This is a genomic window from Azonexus caeni, from assembly GCF_048146105.1.
GTDB classification, from domain to species: Bacteria; Pseudomonadota; Gammaproteobacteria; order Burkholderiales; family Rhodocyclaceae; genus Azonexus; species Azonexus aromaticus_B.
Genome location: NZ_JBKJAD010000001.1, coordinates 74,887 through 91,080, shown reverse-complemented (window position 1 = coordinate 91,080; position 16,194 = coordinate 74,887). Strand labels below are relative to the sequence as shown.

Below are 16,194 nucleotides of genomic sequence, written 5' to 3'. Positions count from 1 at the left end.
GGGCTCAAGGGCGTGTTGCGGCGGGCGGTTTCAATAGCTGGCGCAGGTCGAGCAGCGATTTCTGGTCGGCCGGGTTGCCGACCAGGATTTCCCGCTCGCGGAAGGCCGGGTTGATCAGGCTCTTGTCCGGCTCGTAGCCGGCAAAGCGCAGCCCGGTGAGGTCGGCCCAGGTGTGGATGAAATGCGAGAGCTGGTAGGGGCGACTGCGGGCGGCCGCCAGGTCGACCGGCGTCGCGGCGCGCCACTGCGGCGAAGTCCACAGGAAGAAGGGAACGGTGTACATCGGTGGCGTCGGTTTTGCCTCGTTGCGGCCGATGAAGTCGTGCGGCGGCGTGTCGTAGACGTCCTCGCCGTGGTCGGAAAAATAGACCAGCAGCGACGCCTTGTCGGCGGCGGCGAGGCTGCCGATCACCGACGAGACGACGTGGTCGTTGTAGCGGACCGCGTTGTCGTACTCGTCGATCATTTCTGCGCGCTCGCCGCTTGCCCACTCGGGCAGGCCGCTACCGTCGCGGAAGACGGCGAACTCGGGCGGGAAGCGGTACTTGTAGCGCATGTGCGTGCCGAGCAGGTGGACGACAATGAAGCGTCGCTCGGCGCCGTCCTTGAGGATGTTCTGCAGCGGTTCGAGGACGTTGCTGTCGAAGCTGTAGGAATTCTGCGAGCGCTGGTGGTTGAGGTAGACCTGTTCGTCCATCTGCTCGGAGAAATTGGTCAGCATCGTGTTGCGCTTGGTCAGCGTCTGCTGGTTGGTGATCCAGTAGGTGCGGTAGCCGGCCTGCTTCATGATGCTCATCAGCGACGGCCGGGTCAGGTAGAGGTCCGGGTTCTGCTGGTCGGCGAAGGTCAGGATCTGCTGCAGCGCCTCGATGGTGTAGGGGCGGGCGGCGTAGACCTGATCGAAGATCGTTAGCTGGTCGCGCAGCGCTTCCAGTTTCGGCGTCGTCGGCCGGCCGTAGCCGTAGAGACTCATGTGCTGGCGGGTGGTCGATTCGCCGATCAGCAGCACGATGGTTCCCGGCTGGCCGGCGCGCTGATCGACGAGATTTTCGATCGGCGGGATGCGTTCCGTGTTTTTGCGCAGTGCCTCCATGCCGGCCAGTTGCTCGCGGTAACGCGCGTAGCCGATGACGAACTGCCAGGGCACCGCCGGTTCCATGCGGTTGCCGATCGCTTCCACATATTTCGCCGGGTCCAGGCCACGTTTGCGCAAAACCTTGTACGTCGGCTGTAGAAACAGGCCGGCGAGAATCACGGCGATCGTCAGGTAGCGTCCGGCCGGCGCCATCGCCAGCGGCCGGATGCCGCGCCAGAGGCCATAGGCGCCGGCACAGAAGGCGATCAACCCGGGGAACATCCACCACTTCAGGTACTGGTCGATGTACTCGCTGGCTTCCGCCGGATTGGATTCGAAGACGATGAAGAGGACGCTCTGCGAGAACTCCTGGCCGTAGATCGAGAAATAGCCGAGGTTGATCAGCGCGCCCAGCCCCAGGACGACGCCGATGGCGGCGCTGACCGGCCGCGCGCGGTGGGGAAAGAGGAGCAGCGGGACCAGCCAGAGCAGGCTGAAGACGAAGCCCTGGCGCAGCGGAAGGAAGCCGGTGGCGCCGCTGAAGAAGAGCAGCGCGTGGGTGACGGCCGAGAAATACCAGAAAAAGACAAAGGCGCGGGCGAGGCCGCGCCAATCTATTGAGCGCATGGACGAGTGCTTTTTTCTTTTCGAAGGACGTGATTCTAGTTCGATTTGGTCGCAATCCGCCCGGCCAGGGGTTTGGGGCAACACCAACAAGGCGTTGGCCTTCCGCGAGGCCTGATCCGGATCAGCCAGTGGAAGGTCTGAAGCGCCACCAGCCCCCGCTCGACAGCTACCGCAAGGCGCACGCGGCAAGGGGGAGGGCGGTGCGGGTTTAGAGCAATCGGCGTCAGGATTTCCGCCTCGACTTCACGCATAGTGGCGCCGTGGATAGAGGAAGAACGATGAGTGAACTCAGGGCGAAGGCCTATGCGGCCCGATTGGGCAAAGTGCTCGATTACATCGAGGGACACCTCGATGAAAACCTGAGCCTGGAGCAACTGAGCCAGGTCGCCAACTTTTCCAAATTCCATTTCCACCGGCAATTCGCCGACTTTGTCGGCGCCAGCGTCGGTCGTTACGTTCTCCTGCTGCGTTTGCGGCGGGCCAGCTACCAACTGGCCTTCAATCGCAAGGTGAAGGTGATCGACATCGCGCTGGAGGCCGGTTTTGAAAACCCGGAATCGTTTTCCCGCGCCTTTCGGAATGTCTTCGGCAAATCGCCTTCCGCATTCCGAAAAGCGCCGGACTGGGTCTCGTGGCACGAGCGTTATCGATTCCGTATCCCGGAAAGGACCAGAAACATGCAGGTCGAAATCGTCAATTTCATCCCCACGTCGGTTGCCGTGTATGAGCACCGCGGCCCGGCCGAACGCGTCAATGAGTCGGTCGGCCAGTTCATCGCCTGGCGGCAGCAAAGCGGGTTGTCGCCCAAGGAGCGCAGCCGCACCTTCGGCATCGCCTACGACAACCCCGACACGACGCCGCCGGAACAATTCCGCTTCGACATTGCCGGCGAAGTGCAGGCCGAGGTGCCGCCCAATGCGCAGGGCGTCGTCACCAGGCAGATTCCCGGCGGCCGCTGCGCACGGGTGCGCCATGTCGGTCCGCATACCCGCATCGGCGAAAGCATCTACCCGCTGTATCGCGAGTGGCTACCGGCAAGCGGCGAGGAACTGCGCGACTTTCCGCTGTATTTTCAATATCTGAATCTGCTGCCGGAAACGGCGGAAGCCGATCTCCTGACCGACATCTATCTGCCGTTGAAGTAGCCGATTGCACTGCCCGCTAGCCACCGGGGGGGGCAGCGGCACGGCTTACCCCAGCCGGGCGATGCGCCGTGCCGCTTCGTCGATGTGCCGGTCCAGCGCGGCGATGCAGGGCAGGAAGCGCGGCGAGAAGGCGGCGGTGTCGCTGAGCCGGGCGAAGAAATTCTCGGCCAGTTGCAGCGCCTGCCGCCAGGTATCGGCATCGACGGTGGCGATCAGGGCAGCCGGTGCCAGTGTATCGACGAGCGCGCCGCCAGCGCGCGGGGCAAAGCCCATGGGCAGCACGTCGTAGGCCGGCGCCAGCCGGTACGGGCGGCCGTGGCGGCTGACGAAGGACAGGTTGCCGGCGTGCATGTCGGTATTGCCGATCAGCGTGCCGAAGGCCCAGAGCAAGGCGGCACCGGCGACGGCCCCAGCCTCGACCTGACCGCCGGCGGCCAGGCGGGCGACCAGCGACGGCCAAGGCGCGGCGGCGTCGCCGACGAATTCGGCGTCGAGCGCGCGCAGCGAAAAGACGCCGACGCGCCCCAATTGCCCGACGCGGTCGAAGCGCGGCACTTCCAGGAAGCGCTGGCCGGCGAAATCGAACACTTCGCTGGCGACACCGAGTACCGCCAGCGCCAGATGCTCGGCCAGCAGCAGGTCGCGCCAGCGTTCGCTGACCGGGTTGTCGTCCGCCGCCGAAAACTTCACCAGCACATGGCCGCGCTCGCTATAGGTGCAGAACTTCGGCTGCTCGCCGCCGGCCGACGAGCCGGCCAGTTCGCCGGCACTGGCAGCGCGCGCCAGCGCCGGATAGCTCGTCGCCCGGTCGACCGACTGCGGCGCCGGCATGGCCAGAAAGCGCTCGCGCGCCGCTTCGCCGATGAGCAGGTTGCCGATGGCGTCGTGGCCCTGCGCCAGCAGCGCCTGCTGTTGACAGCGGACCTTCGCAATCACCCCGACCGATTCGACATGAGCAGGTGGCCCAGTTTGCCGTGAGCAGCTAGCCCGAATGTCATGAGCAGCATTCATGATCCGGCACTGCGCACACTCAACAAAGAAATGATGCTCACGAGCGCTTCCGCACGTGAGCATCCCGCCAAGAGAATTACTCCCCTGCCATCTTCTCCTGCGCCCGAATTTTCCGCATCGACTCCCCCTTGAGTTGAAGCTGATGCGATTGATGGACGATACGATCCAATACCGCATCGGCAAGCGTCGGATCAGGGAACAGTCCGTGCCATTGCGCCCGCGGATACTGGCTGGTGATCAACAGCGAACCGCAGCGCATGCGCCGGTCGACGATATCGAGCAGCACGTGCCCAACGGCCAGATTCATCTCCCCGTTGCCAAAATCGTCGATCAGCAGCAACGCCGGTTTGACCAGCCGGGATTTCAAGGTCGAGACCGAGCCATCGGCCAACGCCATCGCGATATCTGAGAATAGTTGCGAACACCGATAGTAAACAACGGAGATTCCCTGCCGGCAGGCCTGGGTACCCAATGCGCAAGCCAGCCAGGTTTTTCCGACCCCCGTCGGCCCCAGGATGTTCAGATTTTGGTGGCGCAGAATCCACTGACACCCGGCCAAAGTTGCCAATAGAGCTTTATCCAGTCCTCGACCGGCCCGATCATCCAAGTCTTCCAATACCGCCGACTCCGGAAACCCGGTTCCTTTCAACAGCCGTTGAATGCGACGTGTATCGCGATTCGAGATTTCCCGATCCACCAGCATGGCCAACCGTTCGTCAAAGGACGACGCATTGAGCTTCGGCTGATCCAGTTGCAGCTGGTAGGCATCGGCCATGCCTCCCAATTTTAGTTGGCGTAGCCCGCTCAGGGTCTGTTGCACTGTGCTCATGCTTCCCCTCCGAAATAAGCGGCGCCCCGATTGTTTTCGTGGGCTTCGCGTACGCCAGAGTGAGGGGAGGCATCCGCCTGCTGTGCCATCAGATCTGCTTTTTTCTTCAGGATAGACTCGATGCTCCGGATCGCAGTGATATTACAGGCCTGTGCATAACGGCAGGCGGCCAGGAAACGCACATCACCGTACTCAAGCGCCCACGTCCGCAACTTCCGTGCCGCTTTGAGGCCGTTGGTCAGATCATGGCGTTCCATGAGATGGTGCGTGAAAAGCTGCTCGATGACTGGATCTTGCACTTTGGCCCAATTCAGCAATGCATGAGGTTCGCCTTCCTGGACGCGGCGATGCGCAACCGGCATGTGCTCTTCGTGCCGGGACATCTCTCCAGGTTCCGTGAGAAGCGCATGGGTCGCCAGCCGCTTGTTGCGCCGAAAGATTTCCAGCGAAGTGCCGGTGATGCGCAAATCAACCACATCCCCCCGATGTTGCCAGGGAACCGAGTAATAGCATTTGCCATGCTCGATCAAATAGTCGTCTCCGACCCGGACGCTGTGACGCCACTCCGACAATTCGTACCGAGTAGAGGGCAGCGGACGCAAGGCCGGCGCATCCAGTGCAAGAAACCTGCTGCGCCGAGTATCTTCGCTTTTAGTCAACTTCCGGTCATTCAACAATTCGTTGAGCCGGCGAATCTCGACGTTCGCCTCATCCAGGCTGAAAAACACCCGGTCACGCAAGCGGAAGAGAACCCAGCGCTGGGCCAGTTTCACTCCGGCCTCCGCCTTGGCGTTTTGCCGAGGCGAGCGTTGCTTGGTCGGCATGGGGGCCGTACCGTAGTGCTTCAGACATTCCAGATATTGTGGATTTAGGACAATACGATCTTTTTCACGGCGCAGCACAGCCGCCTTCAGGTTGTCGCTGACAACCCAGTTTGGCACGCCGCCAAAATACTCGAAGGCATTTGCCTGTGCTTCCAGCCAGCAGGCCGTCGTCTGTTGCCATACCAGTTCCAGATAGGTGCGGCTTGAACAGCCCATGACGGCGACGAAAAGATTGGCCTCACGCGGTGACTCGCCGGTACTGCTCTGGATGATTACCCTACGCCCAGCGAAATCGGTAAACATCCGATCTCCCGGACGGTAAATCTGGCGCATCACCACCCGCTGCTGTCCCAGCCACTTTCGGTAGCCTTCGTTGAACTGAGACTGACCAATACCATCAGGATGCTCTTCCCGCCACTCCTGCCAAATCTGTTCCCGAGTGGCATCCTCCAACTGCATTTGCTCATGGACCCATGTCCAATCCGGCGATACCTTGCGCTTGGCAACTGAGCGATTCTTGGTGCCTAGAGCCAGTTCCCACTGGTCGTCGTCGAGGTCTACTATATCCTGCCAGTTCTTGCCACTTGCTTGGATTCGTTTGCGCAACTCGCCAACCGAGTTTGCACAGATGCCTGTGATCCGACTGATCGAACGGGCTGATTGAGGTTGATGAAAATGCAGGCGTGCAATATCTCGCTGCTGTGCTACAGGTATCCGCATGGATCTCTCCGTATCCGGCGACTCGCGCCGAAGGGTTGAATGTTCGTTCTCGCGAAACGAACGGATGAGAAAGCCCACCGTCTCCGGACTTGACTTATCCTGAGACGTTGCTGATACTGCATACTCCAAGTCGCAAACTTGAATCTGCAGTACGCAACCCGAGGTCACCGCCTCGGGTTTTGCGCTTTATGGGCCGGAATTTTTGTTCGGTTCTTATTTCATGCTTGCTCCTTGTCACTAAGCTAGGCAACGCCAGCTGCCTAGGTTGTTTTCGTGAATGCGCTTCATCGATAGACAGCTGTTCTCGATCACATCTGGAACCGCCAATGTATTCGCACGTTGGTCGTTCTCAATTCCATGCCAATGAACTCATGGCAGGCAACTGATATCGCTGATCTATTTGTGTTATTCAAAGCGGTTGGCGTAACGCATGTGAAGACACGAAATTGGTTTGATATGCGTCAGCTAACCATCGAGCCACATCCAAGCCCAGTGCAAAGACCCCCCGACGGTTAGGCAAGGTGAATAGGGCAACTTCAACCTGACCGCGCCTGCGAGCCTGACGGAATGCAGCCAAGGAGCGATATCCCATCGCTTGAGCCAAATCGGCTCCACCGAGGATCGGGCCATAGCGCGCCAGAAGATCTTCATACAACTGCTCGATAAGCAGCCTCGACTGCAGCATTTGCTGTGTATCGAGCGCCCTTAAGGGGCTTTGGGTTTTGGGCGATGGCGAAAGTGTCATGGCAGTCAGTGTCATCATTGGTCACGCAGTGTTCGCCAGATCACACGTTCAATCCACCCGAACAGAAATCCGGAATTTCTGTACTCTATGTAAATGCCGAAATTCCTTACCTCCAAAAAGCCGGGCCGGCCACCACGAAACCTGATCGATGTCTTGAGGACTCAGCTTTGGTTCCATGTACTCAAGCTGCATTCCGGTTTACCCAGCGCCTATGCCATCGAGAAAGCCTTGGAGCCCCACCTTGTCCGCATTACTGCAGATGGGGTGAATCGTCCTAGGAAGTGGGACAGTTATGAACATGGCACCCGAGTTCCCAAGCGCAGCCATGATCGGAGCGATGCAGTTGAGCTAGCCGAGCGGCACTTCCCAGGAACGGCGAGTTGGTTTGACAACCCCCTTTGGGAGATTTTGAAAGGGGCCAAGCCGGATCGTTGGGCATTGCAGCGCCTGCTGCAGACACTTTCCCCCGCTGTCATCGACGTTTTGATCACAACAGAAGGGGCTATCAAGGGGCAAGCGGAGCTCGTCCAATTGACCCATGAACACTTTGATTGCCTTGTGGCGCTGGGGACTTTTGATGCGCTGGCAGCGGTTGCCATCCTGACCAAACTTTCAGAGGAGACCGCGTCTCACGAGCTACGCGATATGGCGCTCGACTGCTACGCTAGGCTGCAGCCCATCCTGGCGGATGCACCAGAAACTTCTGTGCACTACCCCGAGCTTTTCACCTACATCGATAAGGTGTGCCAGTATTGGGTGATGGTTTCGCCGGGAAAGCGTATGAACGTGCACGTGTTCTGGCATGGTCAGGAGTGGGCAAGGGATCGAATCTCCCACTTTGGCCCTAAATTAGCCCTTCTATATCGTGCTCACGAATGGGGAAATGGTTGGGAGGAGTGGGGGAACACAACTTAACGCCGCCAACGGCCGAGCTTTCTTGCGTCGCGCAAATTCATGGGCTCAGATTTCTTCCGTCGATGCGCAAACCAGTCCGTGCAAGATGAGAGACAGTCGTTCCGCAATCAGGGGACGTTCAGGCAAAGGCAGCTTACTGAGTGTTGCGTACATCCAGAGCGTTTGCTGAACGCGAACTCCTCGGCCTTTGCGGTCCTTGGTCTATCACCCGGTGTCGGGCAGTAATGTGACGGAAAGCTGCCCTTCAGACTCTGGTTGCCTTGAACGGCCGCTTCTTTATCTGGTGAATACGTGCTCCCGACCCTCAACGGACTTTCGCATCTCGGGCGGGGCAAGGGCGGCTTTCTGATTGCTGCGGCCGTTCAGCGCGCTGATTGAACGCGAGCTCCTCGGCCTTTGCCGCCGTTGGCTGATGGCTCACTGTCGGTCAGCAGTCTGGCGGTAAGCTGCCGTTGGGGGAGATTTTCCGGCGACCGGCAGCTTTCTACTCCGGCGAATACGTGCTCCCGACCCTGAGCGGTCAGTCTATGCTTTGGTGACGCAACGACCGGTCTGGAGTAGCGTCGCGGTGTAGCGTTAGCTACCTCGGCGGCTGGCTTGCTCCTTGGTGGCCAGTAATCCTGCCAAAGCAAAATGCTTGAGATGGCTTTTGAGTTCATCTGCGGGCCGCGTCATCAATGCGCGAAATGGAGTAGGCGTATCGCGGTCCACTACCAGCATCATCAGCATCGGTGCGATGACGCTCAGAACGCACCGCAACAACGCCGGGTCCTGTGCGCTGAATCCAGTAACTTCCGAAAGGATGTCGCTCATGAGCTTGAAGCGCGGCATCACCCCTTCTCGAACGAGGGCTGCTAGGTGGGTAGAAGGTGCAACCAACTCCCGGGCGAATACACGTCCATGCCAGCCCCCTTCGTCGTAAAGCCGGTCGACAATCATGTCGATGGCTGCGGATAGTTTGTTCTCCGCAGAATCCTGCCGAGCGTGAATTTCCTTGAGCTTCTGAAGGTTAATCAGCTGCTCATATCCTTCGAAGAGCACTGCTTGATACAACCCGTCGCGGCCGCCAAAGTGGTAATTGATGGCGGCAAGGTCTGTTCCGGCCGCTTCGCAAATCGCTTTGTTTGCGGCCCCTGCATAGCCAAGTCGTGCAAATAGCTGCCCGGCAACTTCCAGGAGGCGGGCTCGAGTTGCATCTCCATCGGCACGCGCTGCTCTCTTACGTCCAGCCATAGTTTTCAACCCAATCTTGATGCCCGAATGCTACCATAGTTGCAATTCAAATTGAATTTGAATATAGTGCGTCTATCGAGAACGTCAAGCGCAGGAGCATCGAATATGAACCGGAAAATTCTCGCCGGAGTTGCGATAGCAGTTGTTGGAGTCGTTGGTGTCAGCGCTTGGCTGTGGAGCGGAAACTCCTCGCAGAAGAACGACATCACGCTGCTTGGCAACGTCGACATCCGTCAGGTTTCACTGGCCTTCCAGGACAGCGAGCGCATTGTTGAAATGCGGGTTGAGGAAGGGGCGAAGGTCACAGCTGGCCAAGTTCTGGCGGTGCTCGACACTCGCACGCTCGAGCTTCAGGCGGCTCAGACCGAGGCTCAAATCGAGGTAAACAAGAAGGCTTTGCTGCGCTTACGCAACGGTTCGCGCCCGGAAGAAATAGGTCAGGCGCAGGCCCGGGTGGATGCTGCTACTACCGATGCAAAGTTGGCCGAGCTGGATTTCCAGCGGATGCAATCCATCGCAGAGGAAACTCATGGTCGAGGCGTTAGCCGCCAGGAATTGGACCGGGCCGCAGCGACATTAAAGGCGGCTCGTGCAAAAGTTGAAGACCAATCAATGGCCCTACGCCTCGCCAAATTAGGTCCGCGCTCTGAAGACATCGAGCAGGCGGCAGCCCAGCTCAAGGCATCGGAAGAGTCGTTGGCTTTACTCCGGCATCGCATTTCACTGGCTGAATTGAAAGCTCCGACCAATGCCGTCGTGCGTTCCAGATTAGCCGAGCCGGGCGACATGGCGTCGCCACAAAAACCGGTCTACGCCTTGGCCATCGTGCAACCCAAATGGATACGCGCTTACGTGAATGGGGCGCAGCTTGCCCGTGTCCGGCCAGGGATGTCGGCTGAGGTCAAAATAGACGGACTTCCTGACGCATCCATCGCCGGGGAGGTTGGATATATCTCCTCGGTAGCGGAATTCACGCCCAAACCCGTCCAAACGGAAGAGCTACGAACGAGCCTTGTCTATGAGGTCCGCGTACTGGTCAAGGACCCTGACGACCAGCTACGGCTGGGCATGCCAGCCACTGTCCGCTTGGTGCCCTAATCACCCCGAGGCACTCGGCAAATCATGACCACAACTGCTCTCACCGTTGATGCAAAGGATGTCGTCAAACGCTTCAAAGGAGCGGTTGGCGGGCCGGCATTGAACGGCATCACCCTCTCGATTCCCAAAGGGCAGCTCACCGCCCTCGTGGGGCCTGATGGCGCGGGCAAGACCACACTCATACGGTTAATCGCTGGTCTGATGAAGCCGGATTCAGGGAGCCTCTACACACTGGGCATTGATGTGGCCGCCAAGCCCCAGGAGGTACAAGACCTCATCAGCTACATGCCTCAACGCTTTGGCCTCTATGAAGACCTGAGCGTCATGGAGAACCTTAATCTCTATGCCGACCTGCACGGCGTACCAATGGATGAGCGTCGAGAACGCTTTGACCGCATGCTGTCCATGACAGACATGGCCGCATTCACCAATCGCCTGGCAGGAAATCTATCGGGCGGCATGAAGCAAAAGCTTGGGTTGGCCTGCACGCTGGTACGTTCCCCCCGGCTACTTCTTCTCGACGAACCGACCGTCGGCGTTGACCCGCTCTCCCGCCGTGAGTTGTGGCGCATCGTGCAGCAGCTAGTCGAGGAAGAAGGTCTTCCGGTGATTGTGAGCACGGCTTACATGGACGAAGCAGAGCGTTGTAAGCACGTCATCGTAATGACTGAAGGGCAAGTGCTAGCCCAGGGCACACCGGATGAACTGTGCCGGCCGGCCAAGGGCCGTTGCTTTGTTGCCTATCCGCGGGAAGGTGAGTTGGCCAGGACGCTACAGGCGAGACTTATCGACGATAAGAGGCATGTTCTCGATGCTGTGCCGGAAAGCGGCGCGGTGCGCTTTATCCAGGCTGGGGGCACGGAGCCTCGTGACCTTGAAGGAATACTTCTGGGAGCTCGATGCGAGGCCACTCCCTCCCGCCTCGAAGATGGAGTGATGACCCTCCTGCGCGAGCGTGCGACCCAGGACGGCCACGAGGATGCGGTTGAGACCAAGAATTCGTCTGTACAGCTCGACACGAAGGACCCAATCGAGTTAATCAAGGTCCGCGACCTGGTTCGCCAATTTGGCAGCTTTACAGCGGTTGCCAGTACCTCGTTCAGCGTTCGCCGAGGCGAAATCTTCGGTCTACTCGGGCCCAATGGCGCGGGGAAGACGACCACATTCCGCATGCTTTGCGGCCTGCTCCCGGCGACCAGTGGCTTCCTCGAGGTGGCGGGTTTCAACCTGAGAACCGCCCGAGCACCTGCTCGCGCTCGCATCGGCTATGTCTCCCAGAAGTTTGCCCTGTATGGAAATCTGTCCGTCACCGAAAACCTCACGTTCTTCGGAGGCGCCTATGGCTTGGGCAGACAGGAGCTGTATGCCCAGGTAGAGCGAGCGCTAGACGAATTTCAGCTGCGGGAAAAGAAAGACGAACGAAGCGGTGAGCTTCCCGGCGGTTTCAAACAGCGGCTGGCCATGGCCACGGCCCTGATACATCGCCCCGAGATTCTCTTTCTCGACGAGCCTACAAGTGGCATCGACCCACTCGCTCGTCGCGCTTTCTGGCGGCGCATCACGACGCTTGCTGCCGAAGGCACCACCATCATCGTGACGACGCACTTCATGGAGGAAGCTGAGTATTGCGACCGCATCGTCATCCAGGATGCCGGGCGCTTGCTGGCGATTGGAACACCTCACGAAGTTCGCAGCCAGGCTTCTGGTGCGGCGAACATGAATGAGGCGTTCCTGGAGATTATCAAGAAGGCGCGCGAAAGCAGGCAGACCGGCTTCAATGCGGTGGAGGCCTGATGATGCAAACCCAATCGACTTGGCTCCCACGAAACTTGAGTCATTTTTGGCGACGGCTCAGGGCGCTCACCATCAAGGAGTTTCGCCAGCTGATACGCGACAAGAGCAACCTGGCGATAGGTATCTTCCTGCCCATCGCACTGATACTGCTCTTCGGGTACGGTCTCTCGCTCGATATTCGGAATGCGCCAGTCGCCATCGTCCTAGAAGATGGCGCGCCCATGGCGCGCGATGTTGTGGCGGGATTGCGTGGCTCGGACTACATCGCCCCTCGTTACGTCACGACGATGGCCGAGGCGGAAGCCCTGATGCGTGGCCGCCAGGTCGACGGCATTGTCCGCATCCCCTCCGACTTTTCTCGGCAACTGGCTCAGGGCCGAGGAACGGTACAGCTTGTCGTCCATGGAACGGATGCAGCGACGGCCGCCAGTCTTCGTGGTTATGTGTCCGCAGCCATTGATGGATGGAACAAGCGCCGCGCCGATAGCGCCGGCAGGGTCAGTGCTGCTCCAGGCGTGGAGCTTGTTGACCGTCTCTGGTTCAACTCGGCCAATTCGAGCACCTGGTATCTGGTTCCTGGGCTGATAGTCCTCATCATGACCCTGGTTGGCGGATTCCTAACCTCGATGGTCATCGCCCGGGAATGGGAGCGCGGAACGATGGAGGCCCTTTTCGTCACCCCGGTGCGTTCCCTCGAAATACTGCTCGCCAAAATCATCCCGTACTTCGCGGTGGGTATGGGAGGGCTGACGCTCTGCCTGGTCGCCGCCCGGGGGTTGTTCCATGTGCCGCTTCACGGTTCGCTCTGGGTGCTGATGGTCAGTTCAATGCTTTATCTGATGGTCGCACTGAGTCTGGGGTTGTTGATTTCAGCGGCCGCCCGCAATCAGTTTCTTGCAAGCCAGGTCGCCGTCATCATTACCTTCCTGCCGGCCCTGATGCTCTCCGGCTTCCTGTTTGACCTGCACAACGTACCGACCGGCATCCAGAAGGTCGCGTCCATCCTGCCTGCAACCTACTACGTTGAACTGGCGCGCATGAGCTTCCTGGCCGGCGACAACCTCAACCTAATCGTGCGCGACTGGACAATCCTTGTCGTGCAGTTTGCCGTGCTCATCACGGGCGCGCGTCTACGAACCAAGAAGACATTGGACCGATGATGACTCTGCTCGAATCCATTACTGGTTCTCTTCGCCGAATCTCCTTCCTGTTCCGCAAGGAAGTCTTGGCGATTTTGAAGGACCCCGCCATCCGGGTAATTCTCATCGTCCCGATTGTTATCCAGTCGCTGGTCTTCGGTTACGCGGCCACCTACGACCTCAATCATGTGCGATACGCCGTTCTAAATGAGAGTCATGGCGCAGCCTCGACAAATCTGCTGGCTCGTCTGGAGGGCTCAAAGGTCTTTGTACGGGCGGCGACGCTGCGCAATTCAAGCGATATTGCTCGTGCTATCGACAATGGCGAGGCGCTGCTGGTTCTCCACTTCGCGCCCGACTTCGACGCGAAACTAGCATCAACGGGTAGCGCACCTGTTCAGCTCATTCTCGATGGGCGTAACTCGACCACTGCCAATATGGCGGCTGGCCACCTGAGCACCCTGATTGGCCAATTCAACGCTTCACTACCCAACGCGGTACGTCCACCCGTCAACATTGAAATCCGAGCCTGGTTCAATCCCAACCTGGAATCTCGGTGGAACATCGTTCCCGCCCTGATTGCTTCCCTGAGCATGATTCAAACTTTGCTGTTGGCCGCATTGTCGGTGGCCCGTGAGCGTGAACAGGGCACGTTCGACCAACTGCTCGTGACGCCACTGCGACCCATGGAGATTTTGATTGGCAAGGCGTCGCCGGCCATCACTATCGGACTGGTGCAGGCAAGCCTGGTTTTCTGCGTGGCGCTGTTCTGGTTCCGGATTCCGTTCCAGGGGTCCTTGGTTGTGCTCTATGTGGGGCTTGTCGCCTTTACAACGGCCTGCGTTGGTATTGGTCTCTCCATCTCGGCGCTGTCCCTGAATATGCACCAGGCAATGGTTTACGCCTTCGTACTCATCATGCCGCTCATCCTGTTGTCCGGGCTCGTCACGCCCGTTGGCAACATGCCTACCGCACTACAGATTCTGACTTACGCCGACCCGTTGCGATTCGCCATCGACCTGGTTCGCCGGGTCTATCTGGAGGGTGCTGGTTGGCAGGACGTAGGAATGGATTTTGTCCCGATGCTGGTGATAGCCGCGATAACGCTTCCCGTTGCCGCATGGCTTTTCCGAAATCGGCTGACCTAAGGGGAATGCAATGAAGAACACCTTAACCTTGCGTGTGCATCGGTCGCTGTGGCTCCTGAGCACGAGCATTCTATTGTCGGCATGTGCAGCCGTTGGCCCTGACTATAAGGCACCTGAGCTTTTGTCTCCGGCCACTTGGTCTTTATGGTCGAGCTCGAGCAAAGAATTGCCCAGGAACGAGGGGATGCAGGGAGCCCCCGAGCATAAGTGGTGGGCTGCATTTCAGGATTCCGTGCTGGACCAGTTGGAAACCCGCGTGCTTGAGTCCAGCCCAGACTTGAAGACTGCAATGCTTCACTATGAACAGGCACGCTCTCAGAGGAGTGTCACTGCTAGCCAGCAAGTCCCCGAAGTCAAACTCCAGGGTGGCGCAATTCGCCAGCGGCAGAGCGAATACGCGGCGGGGGACCGGGTGCTGGACGTAATGGCGCCGAATAATCGGGATGCGGTTGCCAAATCACTATCCGAGCCTTACACCTCCTACCAAGGCGGATTCGATGCGTCTTGGGAAATTGACCTGTGGGGACGTGTGCGCCGAGCGGTTGAGGCTGCTGATGCAGACATCGCCAATTCGTTGGCATTACTTGACCAGACCAGACTCGTCATCTCCAGCGACTTGGCGATGGCCTATATCGACCTGCGCACAACGCAACGCCTGTTGAAATTGACGCGGGACGACATCACGGCCCTGCGCGAGCGGACATCTATGATGGAGTCCAGGAGCAAGCATGGACTCGCCAACGATTTGGACCTTGAGCGCCAGCGGCTGCAACTGGCTGACCTTGAGGCACAGATGCCCCCGCTACTTGAACAGGAGGCACAGTCCAAGAACCGTATTTGCCTGCTTCTCGGGCTGCGCCCCGGTGATTTGGCCAAAGAGCTGGCCGCCGAGAGTGCTCCTGCCGCGGCAATGGTGTTGCCTCAATACAAGCTCGGCGTGCCATCTGAGTTGGCCGGTCGACGCCCTGACATTCGTGCGGCCGAAGCGCGCTTACATCAGGCAACTGCGGCGATAGGCGAAGCCCAGGCCCAGCTTTATCCTAGTGTTCGCCTTGGTCTTCGCTTCGGTTTGGATTCCTACGAAGCTGGCAAGTTTGGTGATTGGGGTAGCCGCTTCTGGTCTATCGGTCCGAGTTTGGATTTGCCGATTTTCGATGGTGGCCGCCGTCGTGCCACCGTGACGCTTCGAGAACTGCGCCAGCAGGAAGCTGCTATCGAATTTCAACGGACGGTATTGAGGGCTTGGCAGGAAGTTGACGATGCATTGACGTCCTATGCAGCAGAACAGGAACGGCAACAGCGCCTTCTTGTTAAGGCTCAAAGCAGTGCTGATGTCTATCAGTTGGCACAAGCTCGGGAGCGTGCCGGGTTGGTCGATTACCTCAATGTTATCGACGCTCAGCGTACCGACATTCAAGCAAGGCGTGACGTTGTTGCAAGCCAGGGGCGCACGCAGCTTCGCTTCATTGCAATATACCGAGCACTGGGTGGTGGAGTGGCTGAAACTGCTGACTGATGCTCCGCTTGGGTGGAGGCAGAAACTAAGAAAGCAGCCGTTCAAATGACAGCTTTAGGGCGAAGCCTACTGGCCGCTTGTGGCCGGGAAGAGCCTGATGAAGTTCCTTCTCCAAACCTGCCATACAGAAAACGCAACGGCAGCTATCGGGCAGAGGGGTGGAATACGTGCTGTCGGCCACGAACAGCCGGTCGCCCGCTTTCCGAAGCAGTCACTCGAAGGTCTAGATAAGTCTGAAAGCTGCCGGATGGCCAATACGTGCTCGTCGGCCAGTCCGGTCATTGAGGTCGGCCAGGCTGTAGGGCCGGTGTTGCGCGGGTTGCTGTCATTGGCGACTCAGCAGGGCTGAACGGCAGCTTCCTTCTCTGGCGAACT

Annotated in this window: 14 protein-coding genes; 8 read left to right on the top strand and 6 right to left on the bottom strand. The window is 59.0% G+C overall.

Annotated elements, in window-relative coordinates:
- Nucleotides 1-4 precede the first annotated feature (4 nt).
- Nucleotides 5-1,786, bottom strand: coding sequence for a phosphoethanolamine transferase CptA (gene cptA, locus ACLIIZ_RS00425; protein WP_416690687.1), 1,782 nt, complete (start codon nt 1,784-1,786; stop codon nt 5-7).
- A 194-nt stretch (nt 1,787-1,980) separates the two neighbouring features.
- On the opposite strand from cptA, the gene ACLIIZ_RS00420 reads away from it, so the two are divergent.
- A complete protein-coding gene (locus ACLIIZ_RS00420) occupies nt 1,981-2,847 on the top strand; it encodes an AraC family transcriptional regulator (protein ID WP_416690140.1) in 867 nt (288 codons plus the stop codon).
- 45 nt (nt 2,848-2,892) lie between these two features.
- On the opposite strand, the gene ACLIIZ_RS00415 is transcribed toward ACLIIZ_RS00420, so the two are convergent.
- The 4 genes from ACLIIZ_RS00415 to ACLIIZ_RS00400 form a co-directional block, all read right to left on the bottom strand.
- Nucleotides 2,893-3,783: a HipA domain-containing protein gene (locus tag ACLIIZ_RS00415; protein ID WP_416690139.1), complete on the bottom strand. Its 891-nt coding sequence runs from the start codon at nt 3,781-3,783 to the stop codon at nt 2,893-2,895.
- A 151-nt stretch (nt 3,784-3,934) separates the two neighbouring features.
- Entirely contained in the window at nt 3,935-4,687 is a 753-nt protein-coding gene (gene istB, locus ACLIIZ_RS00410; protein ID WP_416690138.1) for an IS21-like element helper ATPase IstB, read from the bottom strand.
- Nucleotides 4,684-6,231 (bottom strand): IS21 family transposase, encoded by a 1,548-nt coding sequence (gene istA, locus ACLIIZ_RS00405; RefSeq protein WP_416690137.1) that lies wholly within the window; start codon nt 6,229-6,231, stop codon nt 4,684-4,686. The genes istB and istA overlap by 4 nt, the downstream gene beginning before the upstream one ends.
- A 409-nt stretch (nt 6,232-6,640) precedes the next feature.
- Nucleotides 6,641-6,994 (bottom strand): hypothetical protein, encoded by a 354-nt coding sequence (locus ACLIIZ_RS00400; RefSeq protein ID WP_416690136.1) that lies wholly within the window; start codon nt 6,992-6,994, stop codon nt 6,641-6,643.
- A gap of 75 nt (nt 6,995-7,069) precedes the next feature.
- Between ACLIIZ_RS00400 and ACLIIZ_RS00395 the strand changes: the two genes are divergently transcribed.
- A complete protein-coding gene (locus ACLIIZ_RS00395; protein ID WP_416690134.1) occupies nt 7,070-7,891 on the top strand; it encodes a hypothetical protein in 822 nt (273 codons plus the stop codon).
- Nucleotides 7,892-8,467: 576 nt separating this feature from the next.
- Here the strand turns inward: ACLIIZ_RS00395 and ACLIIZ_RS00390 are convergent.
- A complete protein-coding gene (locus ACLIIZ_RS00390) occupies nt 8,468-9,124 on the bottom strand; it encodes a TetR/AcrR family transcriptional regulator (protein WP_021250123.1) in 657 nt (218 codons plus the stop codon).
- Nucleotides 9,125-9,229: 105 nt separating this feature from the next.
- On the opposite strand from ACLIIZ_RS00390, the gene ACLIIZ_RS00385 reads away from it, so the two are divergent.
- The 6 genes from ACLIIZ_RS00385 to ACLIIZ_RS00360 all read left to right on the top strand — a co-directional run bounded on the left by ACLIIZ_RS00385 (nt 9,230) and on the right by ACLIIZ_RS00360 (nt 16,168).
- Nucleotides 9,230-10,222 carry an HlyD family secretion protein gene (locus tag ACLIIZ_RS00385; protein WP_416690132.1) on the top strand — a complete coding sequence of 331 codons (993 nt, stop codon included), beginning with the start codon at nt 9,230-9,232 and terminating at the stop codon, nt 10,220-10,222.
- Between the two features lie 24 nt (nt 10,223-10,246).
- Entirely contained in the window at nt 10,247-12,016 is a 1,770-nt protein-coding gene (locus tag ACLIIZ_RS00380; RefSeq protein WP_031347191.1) for an ATP-binding cassette domain-containing protein, read from the top strand.
- Nucleotides 12,016-13,176, top strand: coding sequence for an ABC transporter permease (locus ACLIIZ_RS00375; RefSeq protein ID WP_074246031.1), 1,161 nt, complete (start codon nt 12,016-12,018; stop codon nt 13,174-13,176). The genes ACLIIZ_RS00380 and ACLIIZ_RS00375 overlap by 1 nt, the downstream gene beginning before the upstream one ends.
- Entirely contained in the window at nt 13,173-14,303 is a 1,131-nt protein-coding gene (locus ACLIIZ_RS00370; RefSeq protein WP_240189486.1) for an ABC transporter permease, read from the top strand. The genes ACLIIZ_RS00375 and ACLIIZ_RS00370 overlap by 4 nt, the downstream gene beginning before the upstream one ends.
- Nucleotides 14,304-14,313: 10 nt before the next feature.
- Nucleotides 14,314-15,819: an efflux transporter outer membrane subunit gene (locus ACLIIZ_RS00365; protein ID WP_022675481.1), complete on the top strand. Its 1,506-nt coding sequence runs from the start codon at nt 14,314-14,316 to the stop codon at nt 15,817-15,819.
- Nucleotides 15,820-15,916: 97 nt separating this feature from the next.
- The gene (locus ACLIIZ_RS00360) at nt 15,917-16,168 is read left to right on the top strand and encodes a hypothetical protein (RefSeq protein ID WP_416690130.1); all 252 of its coding nucleotides are present in this window, start codon (nt 15,917-15,919) and stop codon (nt 16,166-16,168) included.
- The last annotated feature ends 26 nt before the right edge of the window (nt 16,169-16,194 follow it).

Coding starts and splice junctions, on each gene's coding strand:
- ACLIIZ_RS00420 (WP_416690140.1), top strand. CDS start 1,981: ATGAGTGAACTCAGGGCGAAGGCCTATGCGGCCCGATTGGGCAAAGTG.
- istB (WP_416690138.1), bottom strand. CDS start 4,687: ATGAGCACAGTGCAACAGACCCTGAGCGGGCTACGCCAACTAAAATTG.
- istA (WP_416690137.1), bottom strand. CDS start 6,231: ATGCGGATACCTGTAGCACAGCAGCGAGATATTGCACGCCTGCATTTT.
- ACLIIZ_RS00400 (WP_416690136.1), bottom strand. CDS start 6,994: ATGATGACACTGACTGCCATGACACTTTCGCCATCGCCCAAAACCCAA.
- ACLIIZ_RS00395 (WP_416690134.1), top strand. CDS start 7,070: ATGCCGAAATTCCTTACCTCCAAAAAGCCGGGCCGGCCACCACGAAAC.
- ACLIIZ_RS00390 (WP_021250123.1), bottom strand. CDS start 9,124: ATGGCTGGACGTAAGAGAGCAGCGCGTGCCGATGGAGATGCAACTCGA.
- ACLIIZ_RS00385 (WP_416690132.1), top strand. CDS start 9,230: ATGAACCGGAAAATTCTCGCCGGAGTTGCGATAGCAGTTGTTGGAGTC.
- ACLIIZ_RS00380 (WP_031347191.1), top strand. CDS start 10,247: ATGACCACAACTGCTCTCACCGTTGATGCAAAGGATGTCGTCAAACGC.
- ACLIIZ_RS00375 (WP_074246031.1), top strand. CDS start 12,016: ATGATGCAAACCCAATCGACTTGGCTCCCACGAAACTTGAGTCATTTT.
- ACLIIZ_RS00370 (WP_240189486.1), top strand. CDS start 13,173: ATGATGACTCTGCTCGAATCCATTACTGGTTCTCTTCGCCGAATCTCC.
- ACLIIZ_RS00365 (WP_022675481.1), top strand. CDS start 14,314: ATGAAGAACACCTTAACCTTGCGTGTGCATCGGTCGCTGTGGCTCCTG.
- ACLIIZ_RS00360 (WP_416690130.1), top strand. CDS start 15,917: ATGAAGTTCCTTCTCCAAACCTGCCATACAGAAAACGCAACGGCAGCT.